At 72.5% G+C, this 12528-nt stretch carries 11 protein-coding genes; 8 read left to right on the plus strand and 3 right to left on the minus strand.

Annotation, left to right across the window (positions count from 1 at the left end):
- Positions 1-74: 74 nt before the first annotated feature.
- The 4 genes from manA to Q9R19_RS03945 all read left to right on the plus strand — a co-directional run bounded on the left by manA (position 75) and on the right by Q9R19_RS03945 (position 6074).
- Positions 75-1199, plus strand: coding sequence for a mannose-6-phosphate isomerase, class I (gene manA / locus Q9R19_RS03930; protein WP_311255034.1), 1125 nt, complete (start codon positions 75-77; stop codon positions 1197-1199).
- A gap of 174 nt (positions 1200-1373) precedes the next feature.
- A complete protein-coding gene (locus Q9R19_RS03935) occupies positions 1374-1691 on the plus strand; it encodes a WhiB family transcriptional regulator (protein ID WP_311255035.1) in 318 nt (105 codons plus the stop codon).
- Between the two features lie 91 nt (positions 1692-1782).
- A complete protein-coding gene (locus tag Q9R19_RS03940; protein ID WP_311255036.1) occupies positions 1783-4692 on the plus strand; it encodes a glycosyltransferase in 2910 nt (969 codons plus the stop codon).
- Entirely contained in the window at positions 4689-6074 is a 1386-nt protein-coding gene (locus tag Q9R19_RS03945; RefSeq protein ID WP_311255037.1) for a DUF5719 family protein, read from the plus strand. The genes Q9R19_RS03940 and Q9R19_RS03945 overlap by 4 nt, the downstream gene beginning before the upstream one ends.
- A gap of 14 nt (positions 6075-6088) precedes the next feature.
- Here Q9R19_RS03945 and Q9R19_RS03950 read toward each other — a convergent pair whose 3' ends face one another.
- The gene (locus tag Q9R19_RS03950; protein ID WP_311255038.1) at positions 6089-6520 is read right to left on the minus strand and encodes a hypothetical protein; all 432 of its coding nucleotides are present in this window, start codon (positions 6518-6520) and stop codon (positions 6089-6091) included.
- A 112-nt stretch (positions 6521-6632) separates the two neighbouring features.
- Here Q9R19_RS03950 and Q9R19_RS03955 point away from each other — a divergent pair, with 112 nt between their 5' ends.
- Entirely contained in the window at positions 6633-6857 is a 225-nt protein-coding gene (locus tag Q9R19_RS03955) for a DUF3499 family protein (protein WP_396653444.1), read from the plus strand.
- A gap of 62 nt (positions 6858-6919) precedes the next feature.
- On the opposite strand, the gene Q9R19_RS03960 is transcribed toward Q9R19_RS03955, so the two are convergent.
- Entirely contained in the window at positions 6920-7729 is an 810-nt protein-coding gene (locus Q9R19_RS03960; protein ID WP_311255039.1) for an RDD family protein, read from the minus strand.
- 16 nt (positions 7730-7745) lie between these two features.
- Here Q9R19_RS03960 and Q9R19_RS03965 point away from each other — a divergent pair, with 16 nt between their 5' ends.
- Positions 7746-8735, plus strand: a complete 990-nt coding sequence (locus Q9R19_RS03965; protein ID WP_311255866.1) for a stage II sporulation protein M — start codon at positions 7746-7748, stop codon at positions 8733-8735.
- Between the two features lie 78 nt (positions 8736-8813).
- Here the strand turns inward: Q9R19_RS03965 and aqpZ are convergent, their stop codons facing one another.
- Positions 8814-9572 carry an aquaporin Z gene (gene aqpZ, locus Q9R19_RS03970; RefSeq protein WP_311255040.1) on the minus strand — a complete coding sequence of 253 codons (759 nt, stop codon included), beginning with the start codon at positions 9570-9572 and terminating at the stop codon, positions 8814-8816.
- A gap of 149 nt (positions 9573-9721) precedes the next feature.
- Here aqpZ and Q9R19_RS03975 point away from each other — a divergent pair, with 149 nt between their 5' ends.
- Together Q9R19_RS03975 and katG are read left to right on the plus strand one after the other, a co-directional pair.
- Positions 9722-10198, plus strand: coding sequence for a Fur family transcriptional regulator (locus tag Q9R19_RS03975; protein ID WP_311255041.1), 477 nt, complete (start codon positions 9722-9724; stop codon positions 10196-10198).
- Positions 10195-12459, plus strand: a complete 2265-nt coding sequence (katG, locus tag Q9R19_RS03980) for a catalase/peroxidase HPI (protein ID WP_311255042.1) — start codon at positions 10195-10197, stop codon at positions 12457-12459. Before Q9R19_RS03975 ends, katG begins: the two co-directional genes overlap by 4 nt.
- Positions 12460-12528 lie beyond the last annotated feature (69 nt).

Consider the following 12528-nt stretch of genomic DNA (forward strand, 5'->3'; position numbering starts at 1 on the left):
AGTCCGTCGACGTCCCCGGACCCGCGGTCAGGACGACGGGCGCCTCCGAGGCGTCCGCGTCCTACGCTGGAGGCATGCTGCTGACGATCACGAACGCGCCGCGCGACTACGCCTGGGGATCGACCACACTGCTGGCGGAGCTGGAGGGGCGCGCCCCGTCCGGGTTGCCCGAGGCCGAGGTCTGGTTCGGCGACCACGCCGGCGACCCGGCCGACGTGGCGGGCGGGGGCACGCTGGACGCCATCACGGGCGGCACGCTGCCGTACCTGCTCAAGCTGCTGGCCGCCGCCGATCCGCTGTCGATCCAAGTCCACCCCACGCGGGAGCAGGCGCAGCAGGGCTTCGCGCGAGAGCGGGGGATGGATGCCGATGACCCGACGCGCAACTATCGTGACGAGAACCACAAGCCCGAGCTGATCGTCGCGCTCAGCGACCGCTTCGAAGCGCTCGCAGGGCTGCGCCCTGTCGCCGAGACCCTGGAGCTGCTGTCGGCGCTGCCGGACGCGCCCGGGGTCGTCGCGCTGCGCGACCGGCTCACCGGGGGAGCGGATGCCGAGGTGCTGCGCCGCACGATCGCCTGGCTGCTCTCGGGCGGCTCCGGCGACGCGGTCGACGAGATCGTCGCGGCGCTGCCGACGGCGCGGCCGGGGCGCTTCGACGGGGCCGTCGCCGCCGTACGGGCGATCGCGGAGCGCTGTCCCGGCGACCCGGGCGCAGTGGTCGCCCTGCTGATGAACTTCGTGGTGCTGCGACGGGGCGAGGCGATCTTCCTGCGCGCCGGCATGCTGCACGCGTACCTCGCGGGCCTGGGGGTCGAGATCATGGCCGCCAGTGACAACGTGCTGCGGGGCGGCCTCACCCGCAAGCACCTGGACGTCGCCGAGCTGCTGGCGATCGTCGACACCGCGCCGGGGGCGGTGCCCGTGCAGCCGGCCGGCGGGGCCGTGCGCGGCTACGACATCCCGGTGAGCGATTTCGCGCTCCGGCGCATCGAAGTGGCGGGGGAGCGGACCGTCTCCGTCTCCGTCTCGGGCCCGGCGATGGCGCTCGCCACGGCCGGCGAGGTGACCGTCTCGGGGGCGGACGGCGAGCCGGTCGACGTGCGCGTGGGCACCGCGGTGTTCGCCACTGCCGACGAGATCTCGCTGGTGCTGCGCGGCTCCGGCGAGATCTTCCTCGCCGAGCCCGGTCGCGCATGAGCGGTGCTGCGGCACGGTCCTGCGCCACGTGCCGCGACACGCCGATGGCGGGGTCATGAACCTTAAAGCCGCCATTGAGGGTTTACCATCCGCGACTTGACCGGAGCGAATGACACGGGTGTAATTATCTGAAGAACGGCCCGCGGGGGGCACGAACAGGGTTGGAGGATCGAGATGACGGGTTACCGCTCAGACGTTCCTGAGAATTGGTTCGTCGATCCGGTGAACCTCGGGGTTCCCGGGGTCCGTCGGGCCGATGCCGACGACGACGGGGCTCTCGCCTGGCAGGTCGACGCGCTGTGCGCGCAGACCGACCCCGAGGCCTTCTTTCCCGAGAAGGGCGGATCGACGCGCGATGCCAAGCGCATCTGCACCTCGTGCGACGTGCGCGGCGAGTGCCTCGAGTACGCCCTCAACAACGACGAGCGCTTCGGCATCTGGGGCGGGCTCAGCGAGCGCGAGCGCCGCAAGCTGAAGCGCCGCGCGAGCTGACGGCGACGCCGCGGCGCGCCGCCGCGGCGAACATCTTCGCGAACGCGCCGACGCGGTGAGCCCGCGCACGCGTCGCCCTGCATAGGCTGACATGGCCATGCCAGCACGCGCCCACGTCATCATCGTCGCCCGCGCGGGGAGATCCGCGAGTTCCCGACTCAGCCGCACCCTCGACGCCCTCTCCGCGCAGAGCGCGCCCACGGGGGCCGTCACGGTCGTGGTGCTGGGGGATGCCGCCTCCATCCGCGGGCTCGGCGGCATCGGGCGCACCGTCGAGGGCATCATCGAGGCGCGTCCCGGTACGACCTTCTCCGAGGCCGTGGCGCTGGCGCGTCCGCGCGTTCCCGCCGGCACGCCGGTGTGGCTGCTCACTGACGGGGCGGTCCCCGATCCGGAGGCGCTGGCACTGCTCTCCGGCGCGCTGGAGCGGTCGCCGTCCGCGGCGATCGCCGCCCCGAAGCTGGTGCGACGCGACGACGACCGCGAGATCGTGTCGATGGGCGTCAGCATGACCCGCTGGGGGCGCGCTGTCGAGCTGGCCGCCGGAGAGCTCGACCAGGGACAGCACGACGACCTCGAGGACGTGCTCGGCGCCGACGTGCGCGGGATGCTGATCCGGGCGGAGGCGCCACTGGTGCTGCGTCCCGACATCGCGCTCGCCGACGCCGATGAGGGCCTCGACCTGGGCGTCCGCGCGCGCCTCGGCGGCGCCCGGCTCGTGGTCGTCCCTCGTGCGCGCGTGGGCGTCGATCCCGGAGCGGAGCCGGCGCGCGGCCGTGCGACGATGGCGCGCGCGTGGGCCGCACGGCGGTCGCAGCTGCATCGCCGGCTGGCCTACGCTCCGGCGATCGCCGTACCGCTGCACTGGCTGTCACTGCTCCCGCTGGCACTGTGGCGCTCGATCACGCACCTGATCGGCAAGCGGCCGGGCAACGTCGCGCCGGAGTGGGGGGCAGCCCTGACTGCGATGGTGCGGCTGCGGGCCCTGGCCCGATCCCGGCGCGCGATCCGCTCGTTCCGGCGCGCCTCCTGGGCGGAGATCGCTCCGCTGCGGGTGAGTCGCACTCAGCTCAGGCAGCGTCTCGATGACGGGCACGGCACGGAGCGGGGAGCGACGAGCGAGCTCAACTTCTTCGGCGGCGGCGGCGCGTGGGCGGTGCTCGCCGCGCTGGTCATCGGTCTGGCCGCCTTCGTCGCGATGCTCGCCTGGCCGGCGATCGGCGGCGGAGCGCTGCTGCCGCTGCGGCGCACGGTGGGTGCGCTGTGGGCGGATGCGGCGTGGGGGCTGCGCGATGTCGGTCTGGGCGTGATCGGCCCCGCCGACCCCTTCGCCGGAGTCCTCGCCGTGCTCGGCACACTCTCGCCGGCGGCTCCCTCCTTCGCTCTCGTGATGCTCTGGCTGACGGCACTGCCGCTGGCGGTGCTGGGCGGCTGGTTCGCCGCCACGCGCGTGACCGACAGGGCGGGACTGCGCATCCTGGGCGGCGTGCTCTGGGCGCTGGCTCCCACTTTCCTCACCGCGCTCATGCAGGGGCGGCCGGCTGCGGTGCTGGTGCATCTGCTGCTTCCCTGGGTGCTCCACAGCGCCGCCGTGGCGCACCGCTCCTGGGGCGCGGCCGGTGCGGCATCCGTGCTCACCGCGGCGACGCTGGCCTGCGCGCCTTCACTCGCGCCCGCGTTCGCCGCGCTCTGGCTGATCACCCTCGTGCTGATGCTCGCCGGCCGGCGTCTGCGCGGGGCCGCACGCGTGTTCTGGCTGCTGATCCCGAGTGCGGCGCTGTTCGCACCGCTGGTCGTCCGCAGGATCCGCGACGGCGAGCCGTGGGCGCTGCTCGCCGACCCCGGCGTGCTGCTCGCACTCGATCCGGCCGCCCGCACCGACATCGCCACCGGCTTCCCCTCCGGGGATCGGTCGGGCTGGGGCTGGTTCGCCGACGGTGTGCTCGCGCCGTGGGCGCCGCTGCTGCTTGCCCCGGTCGCGCTGCTCGCGCTGCTGTCCGCGCTCTCGCCGCGCTGGCGCGCCGGCTGCGTGCTGCTCGTGACCTCGCTGGCGGGCCTGTCGACGGCGCTGTTCATGGCGGGGATCGTCGTGGCGTTCACCGGCGGCACCGGTGTGGCGGTCTGGCCGGGCACCGGCCTGAGCCTGGCCTGGCTGGGCGCGGTCGGGGCGGCACTGGTCGCCTTGGACACCGTCGTCGTGCTCACCCCGCTGCGCACCGGCGCGGCGCTGCTGGCGGGAGTGACGGTGGCGGTCTGCGCGGTGCCGGCGCTGCTGTCGCTGCACCAGGGCCGCGCGCTGGTGCAGAACGGCCCCACCAGCACGCTTCCCGCGCTGGTGGCAGCCCAGCCCGACGACGGCGACGGCCACGGGACGCTCGTGCTCACGCCGTTGAACGACGGCAGCCTGTCCGCACGGATCATCTGGGGCTCGAGCGACACGCTCGGAGCGCGCAGCACCCTGATGAGCACAGCGACCGCGCCGCTGGGCGAGGACATCGCCCCCGTCGCGGTGGACATGATCTCGGGTCGCGACTTCGATGCCGCCGCGTCGCTCGCCGACGACGGCATCAGCTTCGTGCTGCTCGCGACCACACCGCAGGAGCAGGATCGCGCCCGCGCACTGCGCGACCAGGCGACGACGGCCATCGATCAGCGCACCGGACTCGTCAAGGCGGGCGACACCGCACGAGGCATGCTGTGGCGCATCGACGGCGACATCGCGCCGCGCGCGCAGCTGACCGCCGGTCAGCACGCCGTGCTCACGCTGATCAGCGCCGTGCAGCTGATCGTGCTCCTGGCGGCGCTGCTGCTGGCCATCCCGACGCGGGCCTCCCGTCGCGCGTCCCGCTCCCGCTCGCGCATCGTCGGCCGGATGCCGGACGAGCCGATCGTGCTCCCGCGGCGCAGGATCGCGGATCACCAGGATCCGCAGGCGCCGCCGGTCACCGCGCACCAACCCGCCCACGACGATGACGAGGCCGAGACGGAGGTCAGCCGATGAAGCAGCGCAGCATCCGCCTCGCCGCGACGGGCGCCCGCCTCGCCGCCGGCGCGATCGTCGCCGCAGCCTGCGCACTCGCGGTGGTCGCCGGGTCGGTGGCGCCCTGGCCCGAGGTGCGCACCGAGCCCGCCACGAGCACGGTCACGCCCGTGCCGAGCGACTCCGTGCTGGTGTGCAGCGGTTCCTTCCGCGTGCTCGGCCGCGACGCGACCAAGGCCGACCTCATGGTCTCGGCCGCCGCGCTCGAGCTGCGCGTCGACGGCGACCACGACGCCACCGCCTCCGCGCCGCTGGAACTGCCCGACCTTGCCGGCGGCAGCGGGGCCCAGGCCATCACCGGCGCCGTCGAGGGCCGGAAGGTGCCGCGGTTCTCGGCGGTCGAATCCACGCGGCTCTCCGACGACGACGCCACCGGCTTCGCAGCCGCACCCTGCCGTGAGCCCTCGCTGAGCACCTGGCTGGTGGGCGGGGACGTCTCCACCGGAGCATCCGACATCATCGTGCTGTCCAACCCCGGAGCGGTGACCGCCACGGTCCAGCTGGACAGCTACGGCGCGTCACGATCGGCATCCACCGTCGTCGTTCCCGCCGAGACGCAGCTGGGTGTGCCGCTGGCGTCGGTCGCGGCCGGTGAGGACTCGCCGGTCGTCCGGGTGCGCTCCTCGGGCGCGCCCGTGCGCGCCAGTCTGCAGTCCACCATGGTGCGCACGCTGGATCCGGTCGGCATCGACCTGCAGGACGGTGTGAGCGGGCCGCAGGACCGCCAGATGATCCTCGGGGTGCACTCGGCGCCGGCGACCGTGGGCGACGACACCACCGGCATCGTCGTCCGGATGCTGGCGCCGGATGCTGACGCGCACGTCACCGTGCGGGTGCGCGCGGTCGGCTCGGCGACGGCGCTCGACGAGTACGCGGTCGACCTCGTGGCCGCGACTCCGGGCGAGATCGGCCTGACCGGCCTGAGCGATGGCGCCTACGACATCGAGATCGCCTCGTCCGAGCCGGTGGTCGCCGCCGCACGGCAGACCACGAGAGCGGGCGATCGCCAGGACTTCGCCTGGTCGCTGCCCGCCCCGGAGCTGACCGCCAGCACCGCGACGATGTTCTCGGTGCCGTCCGGGGCGCCTGCCACGCTGTACCTGCGCAACCCCGAGGATCACGAGATCACGGTCGCGCTGAGCGGGAAGGACGAGAAGACGGCGCGGCTGCCGGCCGGCGGCTCGGCCGCGGTGCGCGTGCGCTCCGGCGGCTACGTGCTCGAGGCCGACGGACGCGTCAGCGCCGCCGTCGGGATACTGGGCACCGGCGACGACGCCACGATCGCCGGATGGCCGCTGTGGCCGGTGGCGGCGACCCAGCGTCCCATCCTGGTGCGTCCCTGACCGGACATCACCGCTCAGCGGTCGGGACCGTCGGGGCCGAGTTCCCACGGCTCGCGCCCGACGTACTCCGCGGCGGCGTGGAAGACGGCGCTCTCGATCGCGACCCGGCGGTGCAGCGCGTCGTCGTGGCCCTTCGGGAGCAGCCTCTCGATCGGCACGCGGTACAGCGAGACGCACCGCGCGGCATGGTCGACGCGCCACCGGGGCACGCCGTCGTCGCGGTCGTGCACGGGCATGGCCGAGATCTCGAAGCGCACGTCGCGCAGATCCTCCCAGGCGCCGCGCAGGTACTCCACCGCGCTGCCGACGGTGATCTCGAACCTGTCGAGCCTGCCGTCCAGTGGCGGGAAGGGCGGGCGCACCACTTCGCTGCGCCCCAGCCGGCCGTGGCGCCCGTGGCGGGCGCTCCGCCTCGCGGCGGGACGGGCGGTGCGGCGACGGGGCATGTCTGAGAGTCTAGGCCGGGTCGGCGGCCGGTGCGATGAGCGTGCCGACGGATGCGGGGAAGACCCGCGCGGCAGCCGGGCGTCCGGCGTCCGTCGTCCTAGGCTGAACGCGATGGACGACTCACTCCGCATCGACGAACGGCTCTGCTCCAAAGTGGCGTGCGCGCGTGAAGCCGTCGCCACCCTCACGTTCGACTACGGCGACCAGATGGCGGCACTCGGTCCGCTGGGGCCGGGGGGAGACCCGCACGCGCACGACCTGTGCGCCCAGCACGCCGAGCGGCTGTCGGTGCCGGCCGGCTGGCTGGTCGTGCGCCACGAGGCGCTGCGGGGCTGAACGATGGGCGCGGAGCGCCTCCCGCGGGCCACTCCTGGTCGCTGAGCCTGTCGAAGCGCCGCTCAGACCCGCACGCGGCGTCCGCTGAGCCGCTCGGCGCGCTCATCGGCGATCATGAGCGCGCGCTGCTCGCGCCGGCGGCGCAGCACGGTCACGCCCCGCAGCAGGTCCTCCGCCGGGACCGGCGGCAGCGGAGAGACGAAGTCCGCGACCTCCGCGGCCAGCTCCTGTGCGACGCGCAGGCGCGCGGCGGGCGTCAGCTGGTCGGCGCCGGAGAGGAACTGCGAGATGCGGCGGGCGAGGCGATCGGGAAGCCGCGTGACATCGGCGATCGTGGCCCAGGCGGTCAGCGATGGCGGCAGGAAGGGCGTGTGCGGTGCCAGCCGCGGTGTGCGCACGCGCTGGGAGTACGTGCCGGCCACCAGATCGCCGAGCCGCTGCGAGCGCGCTGTCACCGCACCGGCGATCACCGCGCCGCCGCCGAGGGTCAGGTAGACCTCCAGCACGCCCACCAGCGCGCGGATGAACGTGTGCCGGAACGTGATCGCGCCGCCGTCGACGCGCACGATGCGGCCGCCGACCGCGAGCTTGCCCGCACTGCGACCGCGCGTGGCCGCCTCGACCGTGACCGGCAGCACCAGGAAGCTGATCACGGAGGCCCACACGATGAGCATCGGCAGGGTGTGCGCGTCCAGGAGCCCCTCGCCCAGCATCCACACGCCCAGCAGGGCGAACGCGGCGAACACCAGGAAGCCGATCACCATGTCGATGAGCGCGCCCGCCGCGCGCAGCACGAAGCCGACCGGCTGCACGTCGATGGCGACGGCCTCGCCGGAGAGGATCTCCTGCTCGGCGGAGATGGGTGTCGACATGAGTACAGTGAATCACGTGGATGCCGATGCCCTCGCCGACGCGCGCCGACCCGAGTGGGAGCGGCTGGACGAGTTGAGCCGGAGCCGGCATCTCACCGGTGCGGAGATCAATGAGCTGATCGTGCGGTACCGCGCAGCATCCGCCGATCTGGCCGAGCTCAAGACCTCGGTGGGGGACACTCCGCAGGGCGCCTACCTCTCCACCATCCTCGCCGCGGCGCGGCTGCGGTTCACCGGGGCATCCGAGAACATCGTCGCGCAGGCGGCGCGCTTCTTCACGCGGCAGCTTCCGGCGGCGCTGCACCGCCTGCGCTGGACGACGGCCGTCATCGCCGTCGTCTTCGTGCTCATCGTGCTCATCAGCGGCGCGTGGATCTCCGCGGATCCGGCGCGCGTGGCGACCCTGGGCGCACCGGCCGCACTCGCGCAGTACGCCGAGCACGATTTCGTGGACTACTACGAGCCGATGGCGTCGTTCGCGGGGATGGTGTGGTCGAACAACGCCTGGATCGCGCTGCAGTGCGTGCTCTTCGGCGTCACCGGCGTGTGGCCCGTGTGGGTGATCATGCAGAACGCGATCGGGCTGGGGCAGGCGGCGGCGATCATGGCCGCGCACGACCGGCTCGACGTCATGCTGCTGCACATCCTTCCGCACGGGATGCTGGAACTGACCGCGATCTTCATCGCCGCCGCCGCGGGCCTGCACATCTTCTGGGCCTGGGCTGTGCCGGGGCCGCGCACGCGCAGCCAGTCCCTGGCGGCAGGCGGACGCTCGCTGGCGACGGTCGCGATGGGCCTGGTCTTCGCGCTGCTGCTGTCGGGGCTCGTGGAGGGCTTCGTCACCGGATCGGCGCTGCCGTGGCCGGTGAAGATCGGGATCGGCGCGCTCGCGCTGGGCTGCGTGCTGTTCTACATGCTGGTGATCGGCGCGCGCGCCGCACGGGCGGGCGAGACCGGCGACCTGATCGAGTACGAATCAGGCACCCCCACCCTGATCGCCGGCTGAGCCGGCTGAGTGCATGAGAAGGGGACGGCCGCAGCCGCCCCCTTCACTCGTGCGTCAGGATGTCGCCGTCGGATGGACTCAGCCCCGGTCGGTGCCGTCGAACAGCGCCTTGTACGCGTAGCCCGCGATCAGGGCGCCCACGATCGGGAACACCAGGAACACCCAGACCTGGGCCAGCGCCTCGCCGCCGCCGTACACGGCCGCCGCGATGGAGCGGGCCGGGTTGACCGACGTGTTGTCCACCGGGATGGCGATCAGGTGGATCAGGGTGAGCGTGAGCCCGATGGCGATGCCCGCGTGCGCGGAGCCGCGGGTGGGATGCGTGGATCCGAGGATGACGATCACGAAGAACCCGGCCAGGATGACCTCGATGATGATCGCCGACATCATGCCGAAGCCGCCGGGGGAGTGCGCTCCCCAGCCGTTGCTCGCGAAGCCGGCGTCCTGCGCGCTCGTCAGCCACTTGTCCGGGCCGAACAGCCCGATCAGGACCAGCGCTGTCGAGGCGATCAGGCCGCCGACCACCTGGGCGATGACGTAGGGGGCGACGTCCCGCCACGGGATGCGGCCCGCGGCGGCGGCGCCGACGGTCACGGCGGGGTTGAAGTGGCCCCCGGAGATCGGTCCGAAGGCGTAGACGCCGGCGAGCACCGTCAGTCCGAAGGCCAGGGCGACCGCGACGTAGACGGCCGAGGCCGTGCCGGGCTCGGTGAAGTGGTTGGAGGCGAAGACCGCTGTGCCGACGCCGCCGAACACGAGCAGGAAGGTGCCGAAGCCCTCGGCGGCGAGCCTGGCGCCCAGCGTCGGCTTCGCTGTGGTGGGGGATGACTCAGACATCTGCATGTCCTTCCGGTCGGATGCCGCGACGGTCGTCGCGCGAGGCAATGATGGCGGCAAGGCTGAGCGTCCCCTGTGAGGCGCGCCGTGCGCCGCCGCCGTGGTCATCCGCTTTTCTTGATTCAGTCAAAACAAGGTACACTGGAGTCATGCGACAGGATCGGACGACGGATGCCTCGAGCGCGGCGATCCGCGCTGCGGGGCTGCGCGTGACCGATTCCCGTCGAGCCGTGTACGACGCGTTGCGCGCGCATCCGCACGCCACCGCCGATGCTGTGCACGAGCTGGTGCGCGAGGTGGTCGCCTCCACCAGCCCGCAGTCGGTGTACAACGCCCTGGGCGACTTCGCCGCCGCGGGCCTGGTGCGCAGGATCGAACCCGCCGGGCACCCGATGATGTTCGAGCTGCGCGTCGACGACAATCACCACCATCTGATCTGCACCGCCTGCGGTGCCGTCACCGACGTCGACTGCGCCACCGGCCACGCTCCCTGCCTCGCCCCGTCCGACGCTCAGGGCTATCGCGTCGTCGTCGCCGAGGTCACCTACTGGGGCCTGTGCGCCCCATGCGCGGCATCCGCCGTCCGCACACCCGCTGAGACCACCTCCACCGGAAGGACATCATGACCGACAACGTCATCGACGAGAACGAGGGCGTCATCCCCACGCCCACCGACCACGAGCAGAGCGCCGCCGATGCGGGCGCCTGCCCCGTCGTGCACGGCGGCCCCACCCGCGCCGGCGGCTCCGCCGCGAGCAACTGGTGGCCCGACCGCCTCAACCTGCGCGTGCTCGCGAAGAACCCGTCCGAGACCAACCCGTACGGACCGGAGTACGACTACCGCGCCAAGTTCGAGACGGTCGACCTGGACGAGCTGCGCCGCGACATCGAAGAGGTGCTGACCACGCCGCAGGACTGGTGGCCGGCCGACTTCGGCAACTACGGTCCCGCCATGGTGCGCATGGCCTGGCACAGCGCCGGCACCTACCGCGTCACCGACGGACGCGGCGGCGGCAACACCGGCCAGCAGCGCTTCGCCCCCCTGAACAGCTGGCCCGACAACGCCGGCCTCGACAAGCCGCGCCGCATCCTCTGGCCGGTCAAGAAGAAGTGGGGCGACCGGATCTCCTGGGCCGACCTGATGATCTTCGCCGGCAACGTGGCCATGGAGCAGATGGGCTTCACGACCTTCGGCTTCGCCGGCGGGCGCGTCGACGCCTGGGAGCCGGACGACGACATCTACTGGGGCTCGGAGAGCACCTGGCTCGGCGACGACAAGCGCTACACGCCCGGTCAGGAGCGCGACCTGGAGAACCCGCTCGCCGCGGTGCAGATGGGTCTCATCTACGTCAACCCCGAGGGCATCGGCGGCAACCCCGACCCGGTCGAGCTGGCGGCCGACATCCGCGAGACGTTCGCGCGCATGGCGATGAACGACGAGGAGACCGTGGCGCTGATCGCGGGCGGCCACACCTTCGGCAAGACCCACGGCGCCGGCTCCGCCGATCTGGTGGGACCCTCGCCCGAGGAGGCTCCGATGGAGCAGATGGGGCTGGGCTGGAAGAACGCCCACGGCACCGGCAAGGGCGACGACCAGACCGCGAGCGGCCTGGAGGTCACCTGGACCTATCACCCGACGCGGTGGGACAACGAGTTCTTCCACATCCTGTACGCGTACGAGTGGGAGCTGATGGAGAGCCCCGCCGGTGCCAAGCAGTGGCGCCCGAAGCACGGCGCCGGCGCTGACATGGTGCCGATGGCGCACGACGCGACCACGCGCCGTGAGCCGCGCATGCTCACCAGCGACCTGTCGCTGCGCTTCGACCCGATCTACGGTCCGATCTCGGCGAAGTTCCGCGACGACCCGCAGGCTTTCGCCGACGCGTACGCCCGCGCGTGGTTCAAGCTGACCCACCGCGACATGGGTCCGTCCAGCCGGTACCTGGGCAAGCTCGCCCCGACCGAGGAGCTGCTCTGGCAGGACCCGGTGCCCGCCGTCGATCACGAGCTGATCTCCGACGCCGACGCCGAGACGCTGAAGGCGAAGATCCTGGAGTCCGGCCTGACCGTGTCCGAGCTGGTGGCCACGGCGTGGGCGGCGGCGGCATCCTTCCGCAACAGCGACAAGCGCGGCGGCGTCAACGGCGCGCGCCTGGCGCTGGAGCCGCAGAACCGCTGGGAGGCCAACAACCCGGAGCGCTCCGCCAAGGTGCTCGACGTGCTGCGGGCGGTCAAGGCGTCGTTCGAGGAGTCCGGCAAGCGGGTGTCGCTGGCCGACCTGATCGTGCTCGCCGGCAACGCGGGCGTCGAGAAGGCCGCGAAGGATGCCGGTCGAGACGTGTCGGTGCCCTTCCGCGCCGGGCGGACCGACGCGACGCAGGAGAAGACCGATGTGGCCTCGTTCGAGTACCTCGAGCCGGTCGCCGACGGCTTCCGCAACTACCAGGGTCCGCTCGCCAGCGCTGCCGGCCTGAAGGCGGAGTACCTGCTGGTCGACAAGGCCAGCCTGCTGAACCTGACCGCACCCGAGATGACCGTGCTGGTCGGTGGCCTGCGCGCCCTGGACACCAACTGGGACGGCTCCAAGTACGGCGTCTTCACCGATCGCCCTGGCGTGCTCACCAACGACTTCTTCGTGAACGTGCTCGACATGGCGTACGAGTGGAAGCCGCTGGACCCGGGATCGCACGCGTTCCAGGCGACCGAGGTGGCCACCGGGGAGCTCAAGTGGATCGGCACCCGTGCCGACCTGGTGTTCGGCTCGAACTCCGAGCTGCGCGCCGTGGCGGAGGCCTACGCGTCGGATGATGCGGCCGACCGCTTCGTCGCCGACTTCGTCGCGGCCTGGACGAAGGTCATGGAGCTGGACCGCTTCGACCTGGTCTGAGCAGTGCGCTGACGGCCCTCGCCCCTCCCGGGGCGAGGGCCGTTCCCTTCTCGCCGCTCGCTTCTCACC

Origin of the sequence: Microbacterium sp. ARD32, from assembly GCF_031844385.1 — a bacterium.
Lineage (GTDB): Bacteria > Actinomycetota > Actinomycetes > Actinomycetales > Microbacteriaceae > Microbacterium.